The following is a 23,501-nucleotide window of genomic DNA, read 5'->3' as shown; positions in this document are numbered from 1 at the left end:
GCGGGGCGGGCTCCCGGGCTCCCACCCGGCCCCCTTCACACCAGGGGGCGACACGATGACGCAGAAAGAGGTCACGTGAGACGTTTCCGACCAGCGGCCGCACTCCTGTCCGGCCTGCTGCTTGCCTTCCCGGTCCCGGTGCTCGCCCCGACGGCGGCCGCCCTGGCCGCACCGGCCCCCGCCTCGTCCGCCCCCGCCTCGACGACGGCCGGTCCAGGGGCGGACGGACCGGATCTCGGTCACGCCAACCGCGCGACCCCGGCCGCGGGACTGCCCGACTGGTCGCGCGCCGGATACCGAGGTGGTCTGTCCCTGCCGGGGGACGAGGCCGTGACCGGCGACGCGTCCTGCCGCATCACGCCGGACGAACTCGCCTCCACCTACCAGGTGGTGGCGGACGACGGGGCCGACGACACCACCGGGCTGCAGAGGGCGATCGACGACATCCGGAACCGGTGTTCGCCGCAGGCCGGTTACGACCGGCTCTCGCTGATCTCGTTGCCTGCGGGGCGCGTGGATGTGTCCCGGCAGATGTATGTGGACGCGGACTTCCTGATCGTGCGTGGACAGGGCTCCGGCGACGGCGGCACACGACTGGTGTTCCGGCCGGACACCGACACCCGTTACGACACGGTCGTCAACGGCCGTTGGGACCAGAACAGCATGAAGGCGGGCAGCGGCAGCGATGCCGGCACCGGCGGCTGGATATGGCCGGGACGGGGGCTGTTCCGGGTGCAGACCCGGGAGGTGGCGACCCGGTACCAGGACGACTGGGAGGCGGCCCCGGCCAACCGCAAGGATCTCTTCGAGGGCAGCGTCAACCAGCACTGGGCTTCCGGCATCAAGGTGGCCGCGGCCCCCGAGGACCCCGGATACGCGGCCCGCCAGGGGCAGAACGTCGTGCACCTGGACGCGAAGGCCGACATGGGCAAGTTCACACAGGGCGGTTACGTCTGGGTGGGCGCGGCCAACAGCGTCGCGTTCTACGAACAGCAGGGTGTCACCGACCGCGGCGCGATGGAGAACCTCCACATGCGCCAGCAGATGTTCCGTGTCACCGGCACCGACGACACGGCCAGGACAGTCACTCTGGACCGCGCCCTGGAGTGGGACGTCCCCGTCGACTCCGAGTCGGACGGCTCCGCCCCGCTGAGTGACAAGCCCTACCCCAGCAAGGTCACCCCGCTGAAGGCGGTCGAAGGGGTCGGTTTCGAGAACTTCGCCTTCACCCAGGACATGTCGGGCCTGCCGAAACCGGGCGGCGGTACGTACCAGCTCACCGCGGACCAGGCCGAGCACAACTACGGCAACCTGGCGCCCGAGTACGCGATGCACGGCATCGTCTTCAAGTGGGCCGCCAACAGCTGGGCGCGCGGCCTGGACGCCAGGATGACCGGCTCCCATCCGATCGTCACCGAGTCGGCGCGCAACCTCCAGATCGAGCGGAACAGCTTCGACGGCGCCTGGAACAAGGGGAAGGGCGGCAACGGCTACCTGCGCGGCAGCCGCGTGTGGGATTCCCTCTACGCCTTCAACCTCAGCCGCAACCTGCGCCACTTCACCTTCCAGTGGTCGGCCGCCGGCAACGTCGCCTTCCGCAACGACCTGGACTCGGACCTGAACCTGCACGGGGGCTGGGAGAACCACAACCTCTTCGAGCAGAACACCCTGCGGGTCCCCTACGAGCACCGCTCGGGCAACTGCGAGGCCAACTGCGGAGGGGAGGGCGGCGAGTCGGACGAGGGAACCTGGTACCCGATCTGGTGGGCTGCCGGCCCCAAGGCCGTCAAGTGGTCCGGATCCTCGGGGCCGCAGAACGTCTTCTACGACAACACGCTGACCAAGCAGGCGGTCCCGGGCGGGCCGTTCACCCCGTACGCGCCCTACGGCACGCAGTCCGGCACCGCCTATCAGTTCGGCTCGGACGACACCGATCCGAACCGCTTCCGTCCCCTGAGCCAGGACGGTCAGGCCATCGGCGACTGGACCGGCCGGGAGACCCAGGACTTCACGGGGCAGGGAGTGGCGGCCCGCGACATGGGCGGCCGGCCCTCGCTGTTCCTGCGGGACACCGGCGACGGCCTGGACCCCCGCGACGCGAACAGCCGCAAGGTGGTCACCTGGAACATGCAGGGTGGGGGCACCGGCGACGGATCGTACACGAGCAAGTACAGCCAGGGCATACAGCCGCTGCTCCAGCAGAACGGCGCGAGCGTCATCCTCCTCCAGGAGGCCGGTTCCCCGCCCGGAAGCGCCGCCTTCCTCCAGGAGATCCCGCAGCGCCCGCCCGTGTTCTTCGACTGGGCCGGCGGGGACGTCCCCGTCCGCGAATACCGTTACGGAGGCACGGCGGCACGGCCCCTCGGCTACCTGTACTGGCTGCACACGGACTCCAGCACCTCGTCGGTCAACCGGGTCAACCTCGCCGTCATGTCCCGTACGCGGGTCCGGCCGGAGGACGTGTACGTCATCGCGGCCGGCCGGGACAGCGGATTCACCGGACGCCCCGCGCTCGGGATCGCCGTCGACGGTGTCGTCTACTTCACGGTGCACGGGCTGTCCGGGACGGGCAACGACGACATCGGGCTGCTGGAGAACATCCGGACCCGGATGGCCACCGCGGGCCCCGGCGGCACGGCCCTGCCCTGGGTCGCCCTGGGAGACTACAACCGCCCCCCGCATGTCCCGTCCCCGGCGAGTACCCGACCGGAGAGACCTCTGGCCCCTGCTCTCGAGCAGGCCCTCCCCGGCGTGTACACCGTCCGGGCACCACGGCAGCCGACGCACCCGACCATTCCGATCCAGGACAGCACCCCGCGCATCCTCGACTACGCGGTCACGGAGGCCGACGACACGGCACCCACCGTCGAGGGAGTGAGCCGGGTCAGCGGCATGACGCTGTCGGACCACTTCCCCGTCCTGTACGAGCTGGGGAACCTGCCTGACCCCCCGGAGCCCCCGGCCGACGCGGTGCCGGCCACGCCTCAGGCGGCCGTGCTCCGCAACGCGGCCACCACCGGTGTGGCCGGGCCCTCCCGTGGGGACGCCCACGTCGTCGCCGACGGGCCGGTCGACCGTGCCGACCTGCCGTCACAGACGTTCAGTCTGTCGCCCGACCCCGAGTCCCCCGGGTACTACCGGCTGTTCCACCGGGTGAGCGGCCGTTACCTCGGGCAGGAAGGCGGAGCCCGGGACGCCCGGACGGTGCTGTGGTGGGGCCACCCGGAGGACCAGCTCTGGCGTCCGGCCTACCAGGGAGACGGCACCTGGACCCTGGAGAACCGGCACACCGGGCAGATGCTCACCACCGTCGGGGACGGCGCGGCATTGGCCGGCCGTGACGCCGACGGCTCGGCCTCCCAGCGCTGGTTCCTCCAGGAGCCCGCCGACGCGACGAGCGTGAACGAGATCGCCCTGGACGAACCCGCGCCGACCCCGCTGCTGATCGACGTCGCCGATGGTTCCACTGCGGAGAACACACCGGTGAACCTGCGGCAGGACACCGACGCGTCCAGTGGGCGGTTCACCGCGGTCCACGCGGGCCGGACCGGCGACGACCTCTGCTACTACCTGATCCAGGGAGGGAAGTACGTCAACTCGACGGCGGCCCGTCCACGGGAACCGCGGAGCGGCGATGCGGTCACACTGAACTCCTTCCGCTCGAACGACGACGGCTATCTGTGGTGCACGACGACCGGTGGACGCTTCCTGAGCAACCACTCGACTGCGGCACCCGACCAGCGCCTCTACCTCACGGACCACGGGCCGGGCCGGCAGCTGACCGTCAACGCGCGTGTACCCGGCATCCCCACGGACAGCTGGAACTGGGAGGGGATCGGCGTGTGACCGGCAGGACGCGGCGGGCCCGCGGCCCGCACGCGTGACGGTACGGCGGCTGTAGGTATCCGCGGCCCGCCGCCGTACCTACAGCCTCCGCAACCCACGCCGCCGTCGTGCCCAAAGGCCGCCACAGGGTACGGCGGCCGGCGCCAGGAGCGCACGGATGCCCGCGCGGGGCCGGGCCGCCGAACCGGAGCGCGTTCACCCCTCCCGGCCGCCGGGCAGCCTGCCCAGCGCGTCGCGCAGTGCGGCGCGCGAAGTGATGCCGAGTTTGGGGAAGGCCCGGTACAGGTGGGAACTGACCGTGCGGGGCGACAGGTGCAGCCGTTCGCCGATCTCCTTGTTGGTCAGGCCGCCGGCGGCCAGGTCGGCGATCCGGCGCTCCTGCCAGGTCAGAACCGCCAGGTCCGCCGACGCAGTGCGCTGCGGCCCTCCGGCGGCATGGAGTTCGGCTCGCGCCCGATCGGCCCAGGTGGACGCGCCGAGCCGCTCGAAGGCCTCGACGGCCAGGAGCAGGGCCCGCCTGGCCGCCCCGCGTCCCTGGCTGTGCCGGACGCGGGTGCCATGGGCGAGTCGGATGCGCGCCAGCTCGAAAGGGAAGTGGAAGGCGGCGGGGTGGGTCTCGGCGCGGTGGTACATCCGGTGTGCTTCGGCGGTGTCGGGGGCGGTCATGGCGAGGGCCCCGTAGGTGATGAGGGCGAGACGGGGGGAGATGCGGGGCAGGCCGGCGTCCTGTGCGGCGGCCGCATGCCGGCGGGCCTCCTCCAGGCGGCCGGTGCGGACGGCTGACTCGACGAGGTCGAGAAGGGTGCGGGATGCCTGATGGGCGTACGGCGTGAAGACACCGGGAGGCGTGATGCCGGAGGCATGGAGGTAGGCGGCTTCGTAGTCCCCCTCGGCGAGCGCCGCGGCCGTACCGGTGGCGGCGGCGATCTGGGTGAGGAAGCCGACGCCGCGGGGCCGGGCCCAGGCGTCGACCGTGGCCTGCGACTCCCGCGCGCGGCCGGTATCGCCACGCAGGGCCGCCAGCAGCCCCAGATAGGCACGGGTGTGGTGGACGAACAGCGCGTGCCGGTGCGTGGTCGTCACCTCCAGGCAGTACCGTCCGGTCCGCTCGGCCTCGTCCCACTCACCGACCGCGATCTGGTCGAGCATGATCAGGTGCAGCATGGTCATGGCGTCGGCCACGGCCCCCGTCTCCACCTCGCGGTCCACGGCACGCTGGATCCTCTGCCGGTACTGGCTGAGCGTGTCCACGTGGTAGGCGGCGACCCCCAGCCGGGTGATGTCCCATGGTTCGGGCCGGCGGAGGCCGGTGAAGGCGCGCTCCACCCGCTCGTGCAGGCCGGCGCCCCGCCGCACCACGTCGCCCCAGGCGTCCTGGTAGATACGCGAACGCGAGGACACCGAGTCGCCCAGGGAGGCGAGAAGCTCGTGGGCCCGCTCCCAGGTGACTGCGTCCCCGGCGTACTGGTCGATGACCAGGAGCAGGTCCACCAGTCGTGTGAGCACGTCGTCCGGCCCCCGCACCCCGGCGTCGCGTATGCCCTCGATCGCCGCGACCACCTGACGCCGCGAGGACCGTACGTCTCCGTCCTCGAAGAGCGCGGCATAACCGGACGCGACCACCGAGGCCGGGGAATCGTGGTCACCGGACCCCGTCTCCGAGTGGATCAGCTGCTGGGCCTGGCCCAGCAGACCCGAGTGCCCGGCTATGTACGCGGCGTCGCCCAGCCGCCTGGACCGTTCCTTGGGACTCCCGCTCAGTTCCGCGGCCCGGGACAGCCAGGCCACGGCCGCCACCGCGCCACCCCGCCGGGTCGCGGACTCCGCAGCCGCCTCCAGGGCGCAGGCGACCTCCTCGTCCGGGTCCACGGTCGCGGCCGCCAGATGGGCGGCCCGCCGCTCCAGGTCGTCCCGGTGCAGGTGGGCGAGGGCCCCGTGGGCCGCACGGCGCTCGTCGGGGGTCGCCGTCTGGACGACGGTCGAACGCACCAGGGGGTGACGGAAGACGTAGTCGCCGCGCAGCGGATCGACATCGAGCAGACCGCAGGCCGCGGCCTCCCCGACGTCCACCATGCGGTAGCGCGTGCCTCGCGTGCGGTCAGCGGCCATGCCCGCTCCGGCACCGTCCAGGGCGCCGCGCAACAGCTCCGCGCGCACGGCGGCACCGCAGGACACGATGCGCGCGCCGTAGACGTGTTGGAGGCGCTGGGACAGCGGGACGCCGGTGTACCCGAACACGGAGTCGAGGTCGCGTCGCCTCTCGGTACCGCGCACGTAGGACGGCAGCTCCAGCAGGGCCAGCGGGTTGCCCTGGGCCTCCTCCAGCACCAGCCGGCGGATCCGGGGACCGAGCCCGGCATGGTGGGTGTCCAGGAGCTGCCCCGAGGCGGCCTCGGAGAGCGGGCCCACCGGCAGCTCGGACAGCGCCGCCGTGTCGAAACCGGAGGGCACACCGGAGCGCAGCCCCACGACCAGCTTCACCGGGATGCCGGCGAGCCGCCGCCCCACGAACCCGCACACCTGCGTGCTGGAGGCGTCCAGCCACTGGCCGTCGTCGAGCAGGAGCAGGAGGGGATTCCGCGACGCCGCGAGCGCGAGCAGGTCGAGTACGGCTGTCCCGAGACCCATGACCGAGGGGGGAGCGCTCCCGCTCCTGCCGAAGACGACCTCGACAGCGCGCCGACGGGCCTCATCCAGCTCCTCGACGCAGGGCAGCAGCGGATACAGGAACTGGTGCAGACCGGCGAAGGGGAGTTCCGACTCGGTCTCGACACCGGCCGCACGGATCACCCGGTACCCGCCCCCGCTTGCCAGGCGGACGGTGTGCTCCAGCAAGGCGCTCTTGCCCACACCCGCGTCACCCCGCAGGAGCAGAGCCCTGCCCGCCGGATCCCGCACGAAGCCGGCCAGCACCTCCTGCTCCCGCTCCCGGCCGACCACGGCCCCGGCCATCGACTCCATCGTGCGCTCTGCTCCCTATCGATCCTCGGCCACAGGGACTTGCACCACTCGCCTGACAACACCACCCGGAACCGGCTCCGTTCGGCCTCGGCCGCGTGCCGTACAAGCCCGGGGAGGGACAGATCCGAGGTCGGAACCGCCTTCTGCGCCAGCTGTTCGCCGGTCAGCCTCCGGCATTTCATGACAAGGGCCGCCCGTGGGCAGTCGAGAAACGCGGTCGGTGACGCCCGGTCGCCGGCTACCGCGGACGGGTGCACGCGCTGATCGTCACTCATCGCGTGATCATGCCAGGAGGCCGATGCCGCGGACTTCCCCGCCCGGGAGGTGGTCCGGGGAAAACCGCCCAAGGTCACGGGGCCTGGAAGTTCATCCCGGCAAGATGGTGCTCGTCCGGTGTCGAACGGGAACCACCTGTCGCCGGCCGGGTTCCGAGAGCGTGCCGGAACCGTCACGGTCGGCGGGGACCCCGGTCACGCCGGTACCACCCGGTAACTCAGCATCGCCCACGGCAGGTCCGTCCGGGCCAGCGAGCCGGTACGCCACGGTGTGGCGGCGGCGCAGTCCGTCCCGGAGTAGAGCTCCAGCGACACGGAACCGGCGGCGATCTGGACCGAGCGGGCCGGCACGGCCAGCGTGTGGCATGTGCCGAGGTCACCCAGGTCGGCCTCCGTCACCGCCCCTTCCCCGGTGGGACCTGCGTAGAGGTACGCGCCCTCCTGGAGCGGGGGCCAGCCGGCGGCGCTCGCAGCCCCGGCCCCGAGGCCGACGAAGGCCACCGTCATGGTCGTGACGCCGGTCGCGATACGGAGGCCGGTCCTGGCGGTGAACATACGACCCACCCACTCTCTCTGCGTGTGACGGCACCGGGGAGGCACCGAAGCCAACTGCCCGGGCGCCCCGGCATCCGGTTGAAGGTGACCGGCAGGATTCTTGCGCGTTCAACCATGTCTGGCGAGAGTGTAAACCGGCCACAGCGGCACGTGCGTGGCCGCATCTGCGAGCTCGGAGCAAGGCCGCCAGGTCTCATACCGTGGCATGCCCTGGCGAGCCGGCCTCCTGACCCGGCGGCGCCCCTTGGGCGTACGTGTCACGGACACGCCCCAGGGGGACCAGGCGGTGACCGCCCACCTGAACGGCACGCGCGGCACCCTGTGCTGTGCTGTGCCCCCTGGTTTCTGGACGTATGCACAGACAAGAGGGGTGATCTCCGCTTCCGGGGGTCAAGGGGCGGAGGACGCCGCGCGGGACGGAACGCGGCCGCGTCCTGCCGTGCGGGATACTGTCCCCATGCGGATCTCAGCCAGGGCGGACTACGCGGTGCGCGCCGCACTGCAACTCGCGGCGGCGTCCGACGCCGGACCGCTCAAGGCGGAGGCCATCGCGGACGCGCAGGAGATCCCCCACAAGTTCCTCGAGAGCATCCTCAACGACATGCGCCGGGGCGGAGTCGTGCTGAGCCAGCGTGGCGTCAACGGCGGCTACCGCCTGGCCGCACCCGCGGAGTCCATCAGCATCGCGGACGTCATCCGTGCCGTCGACGGTCCGCTGGTCTCGGTGCAGGGGGTGCGCCCGCCCGAGCTCTCGTACAAGGGCCCCGCCGCGTCGCTGCTCCCCCTGTGGATCGCGCTGCGGGCCAACGTCCGCCAGATCCTGGACGGAGTGTCCCTCGCCGATGTCGTTTCGGGCAGGCTGCCGGCCGACGTCGTGGCGCTCGCCGAGGCCCCGGCCGCCTGGACGAATCCGTAGGGCTGCGAACAGAAGAGGAGCCGGGCGCTTCTTCTGGGCGCGGCCTCTGCTGCCGGCTCCAGGACGGTGACGGGCGTTCCCGGACACCCGGCCGGCCGGGGCCGGCGGGCGCGGGGCCCGCGGCCCGGCTCCTTCCTGAACGATTCGCCGGACGGCGGGCCGGGCGAAGTCGCGGCTGAGCACGTGCTCATCGGTCCTGCGTGGGGTCAGCGCGGCTCTCGGATGCTGTCGATGATGCGGGTCCAGTTGTCGCTGCCGTGTCCGTTCCCGATCGCGCGCCGGTAGTGGGCCTGCACGGCCAGGGGGAGCGCGAGGTCGAGGCCGAGTGACGTGCTGGTCTCGACGATGTGGTCGGACGTCGCGCCCATCATGGTGACCGTGCTGAGGTCGCCGGGGTGCTCTCCGGCGTCGAGCGCGGTGCCGGGGTTCTCTTCACCGGCCCTCAGGATGTCGCCGATCGAGTCGGCGGAGGAGAGCAGCTCCGGCAGCGCTTCCGCGGCCTTCACTCCTGCGGTGCCGAGCATCGCGGTGGCGTGCATCAGCCCGGACAAGGTGGTGAGGAACACCGCGAGTTGGGCTTGGTACATCATCTGGGCGAGGCCCGGGTCCTCGCCCAGGTACTTGGGTGTTCCCAGCGGCGTCAACGCAGCCAGGTGGCTCTCCAGCACTTGGCCGCGGCCGCTGTAGTAGACATGGGCCGCCTCCGCGCCGACCATCGGCGCGGGGACCATGACACCTCCGGTGAGGAAGGCGGCGCCGTGGCCCGCCGCCCAGGCCGCCGCCTCGCGTGAGCGGTCGGGGGTGTCGGAGCTCAGGTTGACCAGCGTTCGGCCGGCGAGCGATGCGGTGGCGTTGTCGAGGATGTCGTACATCGCCCGGTAGTCGGTGAGGCTGAGGATCACGAGGTCACTCGCTTCGACCGCTTCACGGGGCGTCGCGGCGCGTGTCGCCCCGTCGGCGACGACGCCGTCCGCCCGGCCGGCGGTGCGGTTCCAGACGGTGACCGGGTGGCCGGCGGTGAGGAGGGTGCGGGTCATCGCCTGGCCCATCGGGCCGAGCCCGATCACGGTGACAGCGCTGTTTCGTCCGGTGGTGTGGTTCTGTCGTTCGTTCACCCCTCCATGCTCGAAGAGCGTTACTAGTCTTGGAAGTACCCACTATTTTCTGCGGTACTTACCTTTTCGTAAGGGGGGTCAATGATGGCCAGGGCGCCGAGACGCGGGCCTTACATCTGTGGCATCGATGCTGCGCTCGACGTGGTGAGCGGTAAGTGGAAGGGGCTGATCCTCTGGGAACTCGACGCCCACCGGGTACGCCGCTTCGCTGAACTCCGCCGTGGTCTGCCGGGGGTGAGCGAGAAGATGCTGACGCAGCACCTGCGTGAGATGGAGGAGGACGGTCTCGTGCACCGGAAGGTCTACGCCGAGGTGCCGCCGCGGGTGGAGTACTCCCTGACCGAGCACGGGCGCACACTCAACCGAGCGCTCGGGCCGCTCGGCGTCTGGGGGATCGAGCGGATACGGCGCGAAGAATCCGAAACGGTCGACGTGGCCGAGACCCCGCACGGGTGAGCATCCCCGGATACATGCTTCCGTCCTCCGGCTCGGCTCGGAGGACCGTGACGGCTCTTACGTCCCCTGCGTCGCAAGGCCGTTCGTCCGCCGGGCGGTCCGCGGCGCGCCCGTCATCAGCGTCCCGGCCGGGCCGCGGCGGGCCTCCCGCCATCCGCCGCGGAAGCGCGGCATCGGACCGATGACCGCCAGGCGCGCCGCGGCTCATGGAGCGACGCCCCCGCCGGGACGGCGGACCCCGGTGCGGACGGACACCGGCTCCTCCGGCGGGACGGGCGTGTCCGACTGGCGGGCACCCACTTGCCCGGACGGAGCCGTACCCGCGAAGCTAATCCCTACTAATCCAATAGGGATGATAGGGAATGGCGGGTGGGGTCGGTGGGAACGCCGGAGTTCTGGATGCGTGTCGCCCGCGATCTCGGGGACGACCTGGCAACGGACGCGCTGGACCGCGACCGGGCGGGCAAGCCGCCCTACGACGAGGTGGCACGGCTGCGGGATTCCGGTCTGCAGGCCGCCCTCGTGCCGCCCGGCACGGCGGCCGGCGGGACGGAGGCCGGGATGGACTGGGAGGATGCCTGCGCCATCGTGCGCCGGATCGCGGCCGCGGACGGCTCGATGGGCGAACTCCTCGGCCGGCACCACGTGTTGTCCTGGAGCGCACGGTTCTTCGCCGCCCCTGACCGCGTGGGCGAACTGGAGGCCCGCGCCGTGCGCGAGCGGTGGCTGTGGGCCGGCGACACGGGCGCGACCGGCGCGGACGGGGCCTCCCGCCCTCGCGACGACGGTGCCTGTCTCCTCCTCACCCGCACCGCCGGGGGCTTACGCCTCAACGGAGTCCGGACCCTGCCCACGGCTGTGGATGTCGCCGACCGGCTGGTCCTCGACGCGTTCTGTACGGGTACCGGCGAGTCCCGTGTCGTCCTGGTCGACCCGCACCATCCGGGCGTCGGACGCGTTCCGCTGTCCGACCGGCTGGGCCAGCGGCTCGCCGGTGCGGGCACGGTCCGCTTCGACGACGTCCCGATCGGCGTGGACGACGTGCTGGGGACCGCCGCGCACGACGAGTACGCGGTCGCGCCCTTCGCAGCCGTCGCGCCGCTCGCACTGCGGCTCATGCTCACCCATGTGGTCCTGGGCGTGGCCCAGGGGGCGCTCGCGGAGGCACGGGATCTCAGCCGGGTGGCGTCCCACGCCCGGCCGGGAGGCGGCGGGGAGGGCCTTCTCGCTCCGCCTCCCGGAGCGGACGCCGACCTGCTGCTGACAGTCGGGGAACTGGTCCTCGCCGTCCACAGCGCGTCGGCGGTCACCGGGCACGCCACTTCCGCCCTGGCGGAAACCCTCCGGGCGGGCCGGGCACCGGACGCGGAGCAGCTGGCGGACACCGCCGCACTCGTGGCTGCGGCCGAAGCCGTCACCGTCAAGGCGGCCCTGTCCATCGGAGAGCGCGTCCTGGACATCACCGGTGCCGAGGGGCTCGACCGGTTCTGGCGCAACATCCGGGTCCTGGCGGACCGAGGGCCCGCCGGCCCCGCCCTGCGTGCGATCGGCGACCACTTCCTGCACTGCGACGCCGCCACGTCGGCGCGATGGACGTGAGGTCCCGTCGTCCCCGGGGCGGGCGGCGGGCCGGCGGAGCCCCGGCGGCGCGGCTCCGCCGTGAGCGCGAGCCGGGCGGCGCGCGCCCGGATGAGGCTCCCGGACGGATGAGGCCCTCGGGCGGGGAGGGGGCCGATGGAGCCATGCGTACGGTGAAGGTGGCCCGGCCAGGCGCGCCGCTCCCGCCGGGGCCTTCCCCGGGTGTCAGCCGGCTCTGCCGTAGCGGCTGACGGGGCGGGCCAGCCCCAGGTGTCCGCGTAGCGTGGTGGACGCGTACTCCGTACGGAAGGCCCCGCGCCGCTGCAACTCCGGGACCAGGCTCCTGGTGATCGCCGTGAGGTCGTGCGGGAGGGTGCCCGGGCGGAGACGGAAGCCGTCCAGGCCGGTGGAGTGCCAGTCCAGGAGGAGGTCGGCCAGTCCGGTCGGTGTGCCGGTGAAGATCTCGGCGTCCGAGACGAATTCCGCTCCGGCCGTCTCGTCCAGGCGGGCCTTGCGCCGTGCGGCGACGCCCGGTTCGTCGTCCAGGAAGACGACGAGGTCCGCGAAGGTCCGCAGCGGGCGTTCCGTCACGTCACGGCCGGTGCGCTCCACCGCCTCGGCGACCTGGGCGAGGATCGCCGCCGCGCCCGGCCGGTCGTGCGGGGTGACGGCGACGACGTCGGAGCTGAGGGCGGCGAACTCGTACGGGACGGTGGCGTGCGCGAGGCTCACCACCAGAGGCTGGCCCTGGGGGGAACGCGGGGTGATCGACGGGCCCTTCACGCTGAAGCCCGAGCCCCGGAAGTCGATGTGGTGGACCTTGTCGCGGTCGAGGAAGCGGCCCGTCGCCGCGTCCCGTATCTCCGCTCCGTCCTCCCAGCTGTCCCAGAGCCGCCGGGCTGCCTCCACCGCCTCGGCGCCCTCCGAGAAGAGCGCGCGCAGCGGCTGGGAGACCGACTCGGGGTCGGTCACGTCGTCCTCGGTGAGCTGGGGCGTGGTCCGGCGGCCGAAGTGCGCGGCGTCGGCCGCGCGGGACGATATCTGCGGACGCCAGCCGGCCCGGCCCCTGCTCGCGTGGTCGAGGGTGGCGATGCCGATGGCGAGGTGGAACGGTTCGGTGTGGGTGACGTTGGTGGTCGGGACCAGGCCGATGTGCGTGGTGAGCGGGGCGAGATGGGCGGCGAGCAGTACCGCGTCGATGCTGCCCCTGACCTGGTCGGTGCGGTCGTCGGGCAGGTGGAAGGCGGCGGACTGGAGGCCGAGCGCGTCCTCGAAGGTGACGAAGTCGATCAGGCCCCGCTCGGCCTCGGCCACCAGGCCGGCCCAGTACACGGCGTCGAGGAGCTCACCCGGCCGGGCGCCCTCCTCCCGCCAGGCCGCCGGGTGCCAGCCCGCGCCGTCGAGGGCGACGGCCAGGTGCAGGGGGGCGGCGGTTGTGCCCGGGGCGGCGGCCGGGGCGTCCTCCGGGCCGGTGGCGCCGCGGGTGCCGGTGGCGCCGGTCGGGTCGGTGGCGCCGGTCGGGTCGGTGGCGCCGGTCGGGTTGGTGACGGCGGTCGGGTCGGGGGTGCCGGTCGGGTCGGGGGTGCCGGTCATACTGAGGTCCTCAAGAAGGTCGGCGGTCCGGGAGGACCGGGTGTGGCTGGTGCCGGGGTGCCGTCGAGGCTCAGGGAGAACGGCCGCCCGGTCACCGGGTTTCTCCTTCCGGCCGCGCGGACGCCGCGCCGAGCGGGGGCCGCCCGGGGCCGCCCCACCCGGCCGGGCGGGGCGCGGCGGACAGCCCGAGGTGGTCCCGGAGGGTGGTACCGGTGTAGTCGTCGCGGTGGACCCCCTTCTCCTGAAGGATCGGCACCACCCGGTCCACGAAGTCGTCCAGGCCGCCGGGGGTCAGGTGGGGCACGAGGACGAAACCGTCGGCGCCCCCGGTCTGGACGTAGTCGTCGATGGCGTCGGCGACCGTCCGCGGGCTGCCGACGAACGTCTGCCGCCCGCCGACCTCGATGACGAGCTCCCGGATGGAGAGGTTCCGTTCCTCCGCGAGCCTGCGCCACTGCCGCGCCGTCTCCGCCCGGCCCTTGCGGAACACCGAGTGCCCCTTCAGGAAGTGGGCGTCGTCCTCGGGCTCGATGCCGGGCAGCGGCCCGTCCGGGTCGTACGCGGACAGGTCGCGGCCCCAGACCGCCTCCAGGTGGGCGATCGCCGTCTGCGGGCTGACCAGCTCGCGGCTGACCTCCTGCGCGTACGCGGCGGCCTCCTCGTCGGTGTCGGCGACGATCGCGTTGGCGGTGGGGAGGATCAGCAGGTCCTCGGGGCGCCTGCCGTAAGTGGCCAGGCGCCGCTTCACATCCCGGTAGAACTCCCGCGCCACGTCGATCCGGTTGTGCTTGCTGAAGATGACCTCGGCGTCGGACGCGGCGAACTCGCGGCCCGCGTCCGACTCGCCGGACTGGACGATCACGGGGTGGCCCTGCGGTCCCGGCGGGGTGGTGAACCGGCCCGAGATGTCGAAGTGCTGCCCCCGGTGGGCGAAGCGGCCGGCTCCGGAGGTGGCGAACTCGCCCGCCACCGCGTCGGCCTTCAGATCGCTTTCCGACCAGCTGTCCCACAACTTCCTTGCCACTGTGAGGAATTCGGCGGCCCTGGTGTAGCGGTCGGCCTCGGGGAGGAAGCCGCCCCGGCGGAAGTTCTCGCCGGTGAAGGCGTCGTAGCTGGTGACCACGTTCCAGCCGGCCCGGCCGCCGCTGAGCCGGTCCAGGGTGGCGAACCGGCGCGCCACCTCGTACGGCTCGTTGAAGGTGGCGTTGACCGTGGCGACCAGGCCCAGGTGCGTGGTGACGGCGGCCAGGGCGCTCAGCACGGTCAGGTTCTCCGGCCGTCCCGCGATGTCCAGGTCGTAGACCTCCCCCTTGTGCTCGCGCAGCCGCAGTCCTTCGGCAAGGAAGAAGAAGTCGAACCTGCCGCGTTCGACGGTCTGCGCGAGACGTATGAAGGAGTCGATGGCTATCTGGCTCCCGGAGCGCGGGTCCGACCAGACGGTCACGTTGTGGATGCCGGGCAGCTGCGCTGCGAGATGCACCTGTTTCTTGGCGGTGGCGGACACGGTGCGCTCTCCTCCTGCGAAGTTCTGCGAAGTCCTGCGAAGCCCTGTGAGGCCCCGTGAGGCCCCGTGAAGTCCGGCGTCGCAGCGGGGCGGCCGGGGTGGTGGTCCTCAGAGCGTGCCTGGGCCGGCCTCCGTCTGCACAGATCAACCGGCCCTGCTTCACGCGGTTTTCATGCCGTGGTGACAGGCGCGGGAGCGGCGGCCGGGGTGGCGGCCGGGGGCGTGGAGACATACCGCACCTGGTTCTCGAAGGCGACCCCGTGGCTCTTCACGTCGATGGCGATGCGGTCGCCGTCGGCGATCCGGAACCCGTCGTGGAAGCTCGCCTCGTCGGCGCCCAGGAGCACGTAGTTGACCAGCCCGGGCCGCCGCACCGCCGGGAACGTGAGCAGGTGGTCCGCCATCTCGTGCACCCGGTAGTAGAGGGCGTCGTCACCGCAGTCGAACGGGCCCTCCCAGGCCGTCGCACCGTCCCGGACGATGGTGACCCGGCCGGTCACCGTACGCGGCGGCGGGCCGAGGAAGAGCAACGGGGAGAGGGCGGTGTCGCACAGCTTGCAGTACGGGTTGTAGCCCGGGTCCTGGCGGTGCAGACCGATGTCGCACAGGTCGTTGCCGAAGGTGTAGCCGGCGTAGTGCGGGGTGCCGTCGGCGTCGTTGACGTAGACGAGGGCGACCTCGGGCTCCTCGATGAGGGCGACCGGCCGGGCGGGCACGTTCAGATCCTCGCCGGGCAGCCTCACCCAGTCGCCGAACCCTTTGAAGAACCACTTGGGCGGGGTGAACTCCCCGTCCTCCGGAGCGGTTTCGCCGCCCCACTTCTTCTTGTGCGTGCCCATGAAACCGCTCAGCAGGGCGTTGCCGGTGGCCTGCGGGAGCAGGGGAGGCAGCAGGCGCAGTCCAGGGTCCCCGGCCGTGACGACGACGGTCGCCGCACCCTCGGTGAGAACGGCCCGCAGGGCCTCCTCCGAGCCGTCGGTGGCGATGAAGGCGGCGGCGACCTGGCCGTCCTCCACCCGGTACAGGGTCTGCCGCGTGCTCTCCCCGGGGCGGCCGAAGCCGACATGGCGTGCGCCGTCGTACCGGGCCTCGAAGAGGACGGGGAGGTGGGAGTGGGACATCGGTGACTCCTTCGGTACGTGGATGGGCGGGTGACTTCAGATACGCGGGGCGGGAGCGGGGACCGGCGGCCCCGCCAGGTCGGCCAGGACCTCGCCGATCCGGTCGACGGACTCCCTTATCCAGGGCAGGGCGAGCGGATCCGCCGGTCCCGCTGTCCCCGGCGCCACCGCCTCCAGCGCCGCCGTCCGCTGCTCGGCGGTCTCGCCGTAGAAGCGGCTGGTCGCCGCGCGGACGCGCAGGGGGCGGCCGGGCTCCCCGAAGGCGGTGGCGGGCAGGACGCCGACCCCGTACCGCTCGGAGAGCAGCGCGGCCAGGCCGTCGCCTCCGTGCACGCCGTGGGCCTCGGCCAGGTGCTCCCGCAGGGGCTCGAAGTCCGGGTAGAGGTAGCAGGCCGCGGCGGCGGGGGCGAGTGTCGCGCCCACGGCGGTGAAGCGGGCGGCGACCGCGCGCACCACCGTCCGGTGCAGCCGCCGGCTCGCCGCGATACGTTCGGTGACCTCCGGCGGCTCCCCGAACGCGTACGCGGCCGCCGTCTGCACCGGGGCGGGCGGGCTGGACCAGATCTGGCTGGCGACCGCGGTGAGCCGGGTGTGCAGGGCACGTCCCAGCCCGCTGTCGGGCAACCGGGCCACCCCCGTGCGCCAGCCGCCGAGCGCCAGGCTCTTGGTGAGCCCGGTGGTGACGACGGTCCGCTCGGGCGCGTACAGGGCCGGGGAGACGGCCGGCCCGGAACCGTCGTGGACCAGGTCGCGGTAGATCTCGTCGGAGACGACGACAAGGTCCAGTTCGCGGGCCGCCCGCGCCAGCCGCCGTACGGTGGTGGCCGGGGCGATCGTCCCGGTCGGGTTGTCCGGCACGGTCACGACCACCGCCCGGGGGGACTGCCCGGCCCTCCGCGCGCCGGCGACCGCCTCGCGCAGCCGGTCAGGGTCGGGCACCCCGCCCTGCCCCGGCAGGACCGGTACGTGGACGGAGCGCGCCCCGGCCAGCCGGGCCTGGGCCGCGTAGCTCACCCAGCCCGGCACCGGCACGATCACGTCCCCGCCGATGGCCAGGAGCAGGGCGAACAGCAGCGGCTTGCTGCCGGGGCCCGCCACGACGAGCCCCGGGTCGACGGCCAGGCCGCGCCGCTCCCAGTACCCGGCGGCGGCGGAGCGCAGGGCGGGGCTTCCGGCGACGGGGCCGTACGCGTTCTCGCCGGCCGCCGCCGCGAGCCGGTCCTCGAGGGCGGGGAGGACGGGCAGGCCGATCTCCCCGCTCGCCATCGACAGGACCCGCTCCCCGGCCCGGCGCCGCCGGGCCAGGGCCTCGTCGGCGGCGAGGGTCGCCGACATGGGGACCGGTGTGGGTTCGGGCATCGCAGCAGCTCCAGTGCTCGGGGGCGTACGTGTACGGAGTCAGGCGGGGGCGTCCGCGGCGTACCGCTTCCGCAGCTCGGCCTTGCGGACCTTGCCGGTCAGGGTCTTGGGGAGGGCGGGGACGTGTTCCACCCGGTCGGGCAGGAAGCGGGCGTCGTGGCCCGCTTCCGCGACCCGGGCCCGGACCTCCTCCAGCGTCGGGCCCCGGCCACCGCGCGGGACCACGACCGCGACGAGCACAGCGCCCGCCCCGTCCGCGGCCTCCAGCCCCACCAGCGCGGCCTCGGCCGCCTCCGGGTGGCTGCCGATCACCGCCTCCAGTTCCGCCATCGGCACCACCCGCCCGTCCCGCAGGACGGCGTCCCGGGCCCGGCCGACGATGCGGATGCCGCCCCGGCCGTCGTCCCGGGCGAGGTCGCCGGTGTCGAACCAGCCCTCCTCGTCCAGCTCGGCGGCGAACGCCTCGGGGCGCCGGTGGTATCCGAGAGCGAGCGACGCGCCCCGCACCTTGAGCCTCCCGACGGAGCCCGCGGCGTCCGGGGCCCCGTACGCCCCGGACGTCTCGATCCGGGTCTCCATGGCGTCGATCGCACGGCCGTTGCTCCGCGCCGACCAGCCGTCGGGGTCCTCGGGCCGGGTGGTGGTCACGGGACCGTTCTCCGACATGCCCCACAGGGAGTGGGCACGGGCGCCGAGCGTCTCGTGGACCTCGTCGGCCAGCTCCCGCAGGACCGGCGCCGAACCGATCACCACGTGGCGCAGCGTGCTGGTGTCCCGCCGCTCGGCGCGCTGGGAGGCGGCCACATCGGCCAGGGTGGCGGGCGGCCCGTACAGCAGGGTCGCCCCGTACCGCTCCACCAGGTCCAGGAGCGCCTCGTTGCGCCGTACGTCCTGGAAGGCGACGGTGCCGCCCAGCATGACCGCGGCCAGGACACCCTGCGCGAACCCCGAGTAGTGGACCAGCGGTGTGGAGACCGCCGCCACCCAGCCGGCACCGTCCCCGCCCTCTCCCGCTCCGAACGCGTCGGCGTACCCGCGTACGGCCGAGTACACCGTGTTCTGGCTGTGCAGGACCCCCTTGGACAGGCCGGTGGTGCCGGAGGTGAACAGGACCACGAACGGGTCGTCCGCACCGAGCGCCAGACCGTCCAGCCGGGCGGCGGCACCTTCCCGCCCCTCCCGCTCGTTCGCGACGAAGTGCTCGTGGAAGGGGAGCGCGCCCTCGGGCAGCGGTCCGTCCACCACCAGCACATGGGCCAGGGAGGGGAGTTCGCGGCTGAGACGGGTGGCGGTCTCCGCCAGCGGGGCGCCCGACCACTTCGCGAGGGTGATGTGGACCCGGGCCCCGGTGAGGCCGAGCCGGTGGCGCAGCTCCTCCTTCGTGCAGAGGGGCGAGATCGGGACGACGGCCGCGCCGACCCGGATGGAGGCGAAGATCAGCGGCACCATCTCCCACCGGTTGGGGAGCTGTACGGCGACGAAGTCGCCCCGGCGCACGCCCAGTTCCAGTAGGGCCAGCGCGAACCGGTCGGTGAGCCGGTCCAGTTCGGCGTAGTCGAGGGTGTCGGTACGGGACTCCGCCACACGCCGGCCCGCGACGGCCAGCCGGTGCGGGTGCTCACGGGCCCGGCGGTGCAGGTCGTCGAGGAAGGTCTCGTCCCGCCACCAGCCGCGGCGGCGGTACTCGGCGGCACGTCCGCCGGGAGCGGCCTCCGCGGCACCGGCCGGCCGCTCCTTCGCCGCCGTGCCCATCAGCGCTCCTTCCGGCGGGCCGCGAGCAGCTCGGGCAGCGGGTCGCCGGCCCGGGAGGCCGCGATCTCCAGCAGGTCGCGGGTGTTCTGCCGCACCCGGTCGCCGACCCAGTCGAAGACCCATGCCTTGCGCGCCGCGGCCTCCAGGCCGAAGGGGACCACCCGGGTGACGGCCAGGGCGGCCGAGGCCGCGCCGCCGATGTTGGCGATCACGCCCGGGACCAGCGCGGCCCCCGACGCGGCCACCTTCTCCTTGGCCGCCGCGCTGGACGCGAGGTTGGCACCCTCGACCACCAGGCCGGCCCGCAGCCGGTGGGCGTTCTCGGCGTTGATCGCGTACTTCTGCGCGGCCAGGATCAGGATGTCCGCGTCCACGTCGAGCCAGGCGTCCGGTTCGCCGGACAGCTTCACGTCCTGCGGCAGCCGGCTGCGGTCGACGGCCCCGAACCGGTCGGTGGCGGCGACGAGTCCGGCCACCGGCAGCCGGTCCGCGCTGATTGTGCCCCGGACGTCGGCGACGCCCACGACGGTGTGCCCGCGTTCCTCCAGGAACCGCGCCACCGCCCGGCCCACCGCGCCGAACCCCTGCACCACGACCCGGGCGGGTCCGGTACGGCCGCTCGCCTCCAGGGCGGTGACCGCCGCCACCCCGACACCGTGGCCGGTGGCGTCGATCAGCGGCTCGTAGTACGTCCGCCAGTCGATCGGCATGTCCGGGGCGCCCAGCCGGTAGCGGGGGTCGTACTTCGCCTCCTCGAAGAAGACGGCCCGGTCGGCGGGGGTGACGCCCATGTCGATGCCGAGGTGGATGCCGCCGTGCAGCAGCGGTTTCACCGTACGGCCGAAGGTGCGGAAGACCTCGTCGCGGCCCGCGCCCCCGGAATTCGTGGCGTCGGCGACGATCCCGGCCTTGGCGCCGCCGATGCGCAGCCCCGCCAGGGTGAACTTCTCGGTCATGTCCCGGGCGAGGCCCGCGACTTCCTCCTCGGTGACCCCGGTGGTCATCCGGGTGCCGCCCATCGCCAGGCCGTCGACGAGCGTGTCGACGACCACCCAGCCCTTGATGTGACCGCCGCTGCCGTTCAGATGAACGGTGAGGGCGGGGTCCTGCGGTTCTCCCACTGCTGTGCTCATGGCGAAATCCTTGTCCTGTAGGAAGGGGCCGGCAGAGGCCCGGTCACTGGTAGAGCTGTGTGAAGCCGCGCAGGATCTCCAGACCGTCCTTGCGGAACTCCAGGTGGGCCTGGGCGCCGTGGATCCGGCCGTCGTCCGAGCGCAGGAACTCCACGGGCGCGTGCTCGGAGCGGCCGATGGACCGGTAGCCGGCCGGGGCCTCCTGGAGGTAGAGGGTGTGCCGGTGGAAGACGGTGACCGTGGGCTTCACGTAGGTGAAGAGCGGCTCCTCCGTGTCCACCCGCACCTCGTGGCCGCCGACCCGCTGCGGCCCCTCCGCGAGGCGCCCGCCGGCCGCGACGGCGAGGATCTGCATCCCGCCGCAGATGCCGAGGACCGGCACGTCCGCTGTCGTCACCAGGTCGATCAGGGGCTTGTAGAACTCGCTGTCGTACGCGCGCACCTTGGTGCCGCTCAACACGACGGCCTGGTAGCGGCCGTCCACCCGGGCGGGCACGGAGGATGCGCCGACCGTCTCCGTCTCCGAGCCCAGTTCCTCCAGCCGGGAACGGAGTTGCCTGAGCGAGAGCGTTCCGTTGTCGACGACCAGCACGCGGGGCCGGCTCATGCGTCGGCTCCTGACGTACCGGCCCCGTCGGGAGCCTTCGTGATCAGCGTGCCGGTGGAGCCGTCCAGCAGGTCCGTGACGGGGGCGCTGCCGAGGACGACCCGCTCCACACCGCGGTCCAGGGCCTCGCCCGCCGCCCGCAGCTTCTTGCGCATCCCGCCGGTGGCGCCCTTGTCCCGGAAGACGGCCGCCTCCTTCGCGCTGATCCGGCGTACCGGCCTGCCGTCGATCAGCAGATGGCCGACGTCGGTGACCAGGGCCAGGTCCGGCGCACCGGTGGCCCCGGCGATCGCGGCGGCGGCCCGGTCGGCGTCGGTGTTCACCTCCTGGCCCGCCGCGTTGCGGGCGAGCGGGGTGACCAGGCAGGCGTGGCCGGGTGCGAGGTTCTTCAGCGCGCCCGGGTCCACCGAGGTGATCGGGCCGACGAGGTTCTCCAGCTCCACGAGCTGCTTCTCACGCCACCACCACCGCTCGCCCGCTCCCGCGCCGACCAGCCCGTCGCTGCCGAGCAGCCGCTCGGCGGTGATGCCACGGCTCTCCAGCCGCGCGAGGACGTCCTCGGCCAGGACGGCGCTGACCGTCTTGATGTCCTCGATGACCTCGGGTGTGGTCCACCGGCTCTGGTTGCCGTACCGGTCGCGCAGGACCGCCGAAGGCTCCCGGTGACGGGCGTCGAGGTTCCTGAGCGGTTTGGACCAGCCGTGCACCAGGACCAGCGGACGCTCCCGCCCGTGCCGGGCGAGGTCGTCCCACCAGGTGCCGTCGAGATCGTCCAGGCAGCTGCCGCCCAGCTTCACCACGGTCGGGATGAAACGGTCCGTGCTCACGCCGGCATCACCGGCTGCTGCGTCAGCCCCGTCTCCTCCGGCAGGCCGAAGCGCAGGTTCGTCACCTGCACGGCCTGGCCCGCGGCGCCCTTGACCAGGTTGTCGAGTGCGGCGAGCACGACGATCCGGCCGCCCTCCTCGTCCAGCAGCACCGTGACGTCCGCGTAGTTGGAGCCGAGGACGGCCTGGGGGTCGGGCACCGGGATCAGCGTCTCGTCGTGCCGCCGCACCCGGACGAACGGGTGCCCCTTGTAGAAGCGCAGATAGGCCCGGTTCAGCTCGCGCCGGTCCACCTCCTCGTCGGTGAACACGTACGAACTGGTCAGCAGCCCACGCACGTTGGGGACGCCGTACGCCGACATGGACAGGCTCCCGATGGTGCCGGGCCTGCTCCGCTCCAGGAAGTCGCCGACCTCGGCGGCGTGCCGGTGCCCGGCGGGGGAGTAGGGGGCGATGGCCCCGGCCCGGAACGGGTGCAGGTCGGAGGTGCGCAGCTGGACGCCGCCACCGCTGGACCCGCTCTTGCCGTCCACCACCACCGTCTTCAGGCGGAGTCCGAGGCCGAGGGTGAGCGGTGCGAGGCCCAGGGTGATCGCGGTGGCGTAGCAGCCGGGCAGCGAGATGAGCGCGGCGTCCTTCAGCCGGTCGCCGATCAGCTCCGGTACGCCGTAGACGAAGCGGTCCGCCAGGTCGGAGCGGCGCTCGACCTTCGGGTACCAGCGGTCGTGCAGCTCCGGCGTACGGATGCGGAACGCGCCGCTGAGGTCGACGATCGCCGGGACGCGGTCGGCGAACAGCGAGGAGAGCTCGGCCGAGACCGGTGCCGGGGTGGCCAGGAAGAGGACGTCGACCCTGTCCGCGACGTCCTCGGTGACCGGCTGGACGGTCAGGCCCCGGTTGTCGCGGAGGCCGGGGTGGAGCTCGGAGGGGCGGCGGCCGGCGCTGGAGGAGCCGCCCAGGAAGGTGAGCTCCAGGCCGGGGTGCTGGGTGATGAGGCGGATGAGTTCGCCGCCGGCGAACCCGGAGGCGCCGACGACTCCTGCACGGATCATGAGAGCAGCTCCTGCACGTAACGGCCGATGGCCGAGGGGACGTCCGCTCCGGTGGCGGAGGCCACGGCCCGGAAGCCGGGGGCGTGGTTGACCTCGTTGACGACGAAGCCGTCCGGGGTGGCGAAGAGGTCGATGCCGTAGATGCCGGGTCCGAGCACGTCCACCACACCGTCGACGGTCTTCAGCACGTCGGGGTCGTGGGCGACGGCGCGGGTCCTGTTGCCGAGGGCCGCGTTGTTGCGCCAGTCGCTGCCGCCGGCCTCGAACTCGGCCGCCCCGATCAGCTCCCGCCCGACGACCAGGCACCGCACCGAGCTGCCGCCGAGGTACGGCTCCACCACACTGGCCTGCTCGAAGGCGTGGGCCAGGTCCTCGATGTAGTCGTACACGGAGTGGGCGGTGTCGGAGTCCCGGATCAGCGTGACCCGCTTGCCCATCCCGCCGAAGACGGGCTTGAGGACGAGAGGCAGCGGCAGCTCGGCCAGCGCCTTGTCGAAGTCCTTGCGGGAGAGCACGAGCCGGTGGTCGGGGACGGGTATCCCGACGGCCTGGAGGAGGGCGCGCAGGGCGGCCTTGTTCTCACAGGCGTGGATGGCCCGGGCGGTGTTCAGCGTCGGGACGCCGGCCGCCTCGGCCAGGGTGGCGATCAGACCGCCGCGCGTGTAGCTGCGGCTGCGGACGAGGAGGGTGTCGTACCCCTTGACCGACGGGGCGTCCGGGTGGCCCAGGGAGAGGGACTCGTCGTTCACCCAGTCGAGACGGAGGCCGAACGCCGGGGCCGCCTCGATGAGCCGGCGTTCCTCCCAGGCGATCCGGTCCGCGACGACCGCGACGGGACGGACGGCGCCCAT

At 72.9% G+C, this 23,501-nt stretch carries 17 protein-coding genes and 1 pseudogene; 4 read left to right on the top strand and 14 right to left on the bottom strand.

From position 1 onward, the window contains the following. Nucleotides 1–75 precede the first annotated feature (75 nt). Nucleotides 76–3,846 (top strand): RICIN domain-containing protein, encoded by a 3,771-nt coding sequence (locus CP967_RS01900; RefSeq protein ID WP_150486239.1) that lies wholly within the window; start codon nucleotides 76–78, stop codon nucleotides 3,844–3,846. Nucleotides 3,847–4,041: 195 nt separating this feature from the next. Here CP967_RS01900 and CP967_RS01895 read toward each other — a convergent pair whose 3' ends face one another. The 3 genes and pseudogenes from CP967_RS01895 to CP967_RS01885 all read right to left on the bottom strand — a co-directional run bounded on the left by CP967_RS01895 (nucleotide 4,042) and on the right by CP967_RS01885 (nucleotide 7,637). Further along, nucleotides 4,042–6,807: a helix-turn-helix transcriptional regulator gene (locus CP967_RS01895; RefSeq protein WP_150486238.1), complete on the bottom strand. Its 2,766-nt coding sequence runs from the start codon at nucleotides 6,805–6,807 to the stop codon at nucleotides 4,042–4,044. 44 nt (nucleotides 6,808–6,851) lie between these two features. Beyond that, a pseudogene (locus tag CP967_RS35050) lies at nucleotides 6,852–7,082 on the bottom strand (mycothiol transferase); the annotation flags it as partial. Between the two features lie 195 nt (nucleotides 7,083–7,277). Further along, complete coding sequence (locus tag CP967_RS01885; RefSeq protein ID WP_150486236.1) at nucleotides 7,278–7,637, bottom strand: hypothetical protein; 360 nt, start codon at nucleotides 7,635–7,637, stop codon at nucleotides 7,278–7,280. Nucleotides 7,638–8,094: 457 nt separating this feature from the next. Between CP967_RS01885 and CP967_RS01880 the strand changes: the two genes are divergently transcribed. Next, on the top strand, nucleotides 8,095–8,553 hold the full coding sequence (locus CP967_RS01880) for an RrF2 family transcriptional regulator (protein WP_150486235.1): 459 nt from the start codon (nucleotides 8,095–8,097) through the stop codon (nucleotides 8,551–8,553). 206 nt (nucleotides 8,554–8,759) lie between these two features. Here CP967_RS01880 and CP967_RS01875 read toward each other — a convergent pair whose 3' ends face one another. After that, a complete protein-coding gene (locus CP967_RS01875) occupies nucleotides 8,760–9,668 on the bottom strand; it encodes an NAD(P)-dependent oxidoreductase (protein WP_150486234.1) in 909 nt (302 codons plus the stop codon). An 84-nt stretch (nucleotides 9,669–9,752) separates the two neighbouring features. On the opposite strand from CP967_RS01875, the gene CP967_RS01870 reads away from it, so the two are divergent. Both CP967_RS01870 and CP967_RS01865 read left to right on the top strand, forming a co-directional pair. After that, nucleotides 9,753–10,124: a winged helix-turn-helix transcriptional regulator gene (locus tag CP967_RS01870; RefSeq protein WP_150486233.1), complete on the top strand. Its 372-nt coding sequence runs from the start codon at nucleotides 9,753–9,755 to the stop codon at nucleotides 10,122–10,124. 399 nt (nucleotides 10,125–10,523) lie between these two features. Beyond that, nucleotides 10,524–11,723, top strand: a complete 1,200-nt coding sequence (locus CP967_RS01865; RefSeq protein ID WP_150486232.1) for an acyl-CoA dehydrogenase family protein — start codon at nucleotides 10,524–10,526, stop codon at nucleotides 11,721–11,723. 204 nt (nucleotides 11,724–11,927) lie between these two features. Here the strand turns inward: CP967_RS01865 and CP967_RS01860 are convergent, their stop codons facing one another. The 10 genes from CP967_RS01860 to CP967_RS01815 form a co-directional block, all read right to left on the bottom strand. Next, nucleotides 11,928–13,295, bottom strand: coding sequence for an LLM class flavin-dependent oxidoreductase (locus CP967_RS01860; RefSeq protein ID WP_150486231.1), 1,368 nt, complete (start codon nucleotides 13,293–13,295; stop codon nucleotides 11,928–11,930). Nucleotides 13,296–13,386: 91 nt separating this feature from the next. Next, the gene (locus CP967_RS01855) at nucleotides 13,387–14,799 is read right to left on the bottom strand and encodes an NtaA/DmoA family FMN-dependent monooxygenase (protein ID WP_150486230.1); all 1,413 of its coding nucleotides are present in this window, start codon (nucleotides 14,797–14,799) and stop codon (nucleotides 13,387–13,389) included. Nucleotides 14,800–14,969: 170 nt separating this feature from the next. Then, nucleotides 14,970–15,920: a fumarylacetoacetate (FAA) hydrolase gene (locus CP967_RS01850; RefSeq protein WP_150486229.1), complete on the bottom strand. Its 951-nt coding sequence runs from the start codon at nucleotides 15,918–15,920 to the stop codon at nucleotides 14,970–14,972. A gap of 36 nt (nucleotides 15,921–15,956) precedes the next feature. Further along, nucleotides 15,957–17,279 (bottom strand): pyridoxal phosphate-dependent aminotransferase, encoded by a 1,323-nt coding sequence (locus CP967_RS01845; protein ID WP_150486228.1) that lies wholly within the window; start codon nucleotides 17,277–17,279, stop codon nucleotides 15,957–15,959. A gap of 39 nt (nucleotides 17,280–17,318) precedes the next feature. After that, nucleotides 17,319–19,031 (bottom strand): AMP-binding protein, encoded by a 1,713-nt coding sequence (locus CP967_RS01840; protein ID WP_150486227.1) that lies wholly within the window; start codon nucleotides 19,029–19,031, stop codon nucleotides 17,319–17,321. Further along, nucleotides 19,031–20,164: a Glu/Leu/Phe/Val dehydrogenase dimerization domain-containing protein gene (locus CP967_RS01835; RefSeq protein WP_150486226.1), complete on the bottom strand. Its 1,134-nt coding sequence runs from the start codon at nucleotides 20,162–20,164 to the stop codon at nucleotides 19,031–19,033. The genes CP967_RS01840 and CP967_RS01835 overlap by 1 nt, the downstream gene beginning before the upstream one ends. A gap of 43 nt (nucleotides 20,165–20,207) precedes the next feature. After that, the gene (locus CP967_RS01830) at nucleotides 20,208–20,771 is read right to left on the bottom strand and encodes a type 1 glutamine amidotransferase (protein ID WP_150486225.1); all 564 of its coding nucleotides are present in this window, start codon (nucleotides 20,769–20,771) and stop codon (nucleotides 20,208–20,210) included. Further along, nucleotides 20,768–21,598, bottom strand: a complete 831-nt coding sequence (locus tag CP967_RS01825) for an amino acid kinase family protein (protein ID WP_150486224.1) — start codon at nucleotides 21,596–21,598, stop codon at nucleotides 20,768–20,770. Before CP967_RS01825 ends, CP967_RS01830 begins: the two co-directional genes overlap by 4 nt. Beyond that, nucleotides 21,595–22,650: an N-acetyl-gamma-glutamyl-phosphate reductase gene (argC, locus tag CP967_RS01820; protein WP_150486223.1), complete on the bottom strand. Its 1,056-nt coding sequence runs from the start codon at nucleotides 22,648–22,650 to the stop codon at nucleotides 21,595–21,597. The genes CP967_RS01825 and argC overlap by 4 nt, the downstream gene beginning before the upstream one ends. Beyond that, nucleotides 22,647–23,501, bottom strand: a complete 855-nt coding sequence (locus CP967_RS01815) for an ATP-grasp domain-containing protein (protein WP_150486222.1) — start codon at nucleotides 23,499–23,501, stop codon at nucleotides 22,647–22,649. The genes argC and CP967_RS01815 overlap by 4 nt, the downstream gene beginning before the upstream one ends.

Source organism: Streptomyces nitrosporeus, from assembly GCF_008704555.1.
GTDB classification, from domain to species: Bacteria; Actinomycetota; Actinomycetes; order Streptomycetales; family Streptomycetaceae; genus Streptomyces; species Streptomyces nitrosporeus.
Note: the sequence above shows the minus strand (reverse complement) of the source record. Positions and strands in the feature narration are given on the sequence as shown.

What these genes read in the sequence shown, in the direction of transcription:
- CP967_RS01845 (WP_150486228.1), bottom strand. Translation starts at nt 17,279, where the DNA reads ATGCCCGAACCCACACCGGTCCCCATGTCGGCGACCCTCGCCGCCGAC.
- CP967_RS01880 (WP_150486235.1), top strand. Translation starts at nt 8,095, where the DNA reads ATGCGGATCTCAGCCAGGGCGGACTACGCGGTGCGCGCCGCACTGCAA.
- CP967_RS01840 (WP_150486227.1), bottom strand. Translation starts at nt 19,031, where the DNA reads ATGGGCACGGCGGCGAAGGAGCGGCCGGCCGGTGCCGCGGAGGCCGCT.
- CP967_RS01885 (WP_150486236.1), bottom strand. Translation starts at nt 7,637, where the DNA reads ATGTTCACCGCCAGGACCGGCCTCCGTATCGCGACCGGCGTCACGACC.
- CP967_RS01830 (WP_150486225.1), bottom strand. Translation starts at nt 20,771, where the DNA reads ATGAGCCGGCCCCGCGTGCTGGTCGTCGACAACGGAACGCTCTCGCTC.
- CP967_RS01835 (WP_150486226.1), bottom strand. Translation starts at nt 20,164, where the DNA reads ATGAGCACAGCAGTGGGAGAACCGCAGGACCCCGCCCTCACCGTTCAT.
- CP967_RS01850 (WP_150486229.1), bottom strand. Translation starts at nt 15,920, where the DNA reads ATGTCCCACTCCCACCTCCCCGTCCTCTTCGAGGCCCGGTACGACGGC.
- CP967_RS01865 (WP_150486232.1), top strand. Translation starts at nt 10,524, where the DNA reads ATGCGTGTCGCCCGCGATCTCGGGGACGACCTGGCAACGGACGCGCTG.
- argC (WP_150486223.1), bottom strand. Translation starts at nt 22,650, where the DNA reads ATGATCCGTGCAGGAGTCGTCGGCGCCTCCGGGTTCGCCGGCGGCGAA.
- CP967_RS01815 (WP_150486222.1), bottom strand. Translation starts at nt 23,501, where the DNA reads ATGGGCGCCGTCCGTCCCGTCGCGGTCGTCGCGGACCGGATCGCCTGG.
- CP967_RS01895 (WP_150486238.1), bottom strand. Translation starts at nt 6,807, where the DNA reads ATGGAGTCGATGGCCGGGGCCGTGGTCGGCCGGGAGCGGGAGCAGGAG.
- CP967_RS01860 (WP_150486231.1), bottom strand. Translation starts at nt 13,295, where the DNA reads ATGACCGGCACCCCCGACCCGACCGGCACCCCCGACCCGACCGCCGTC.
- CP967_RS01870 (WP_150486233.1), top strand. Translation starts at nt 9,753, where the DNA reads ATGGCCAGGGCGCCGAGACGCGGGCCTTACATCTGTGGCATCGATGCT.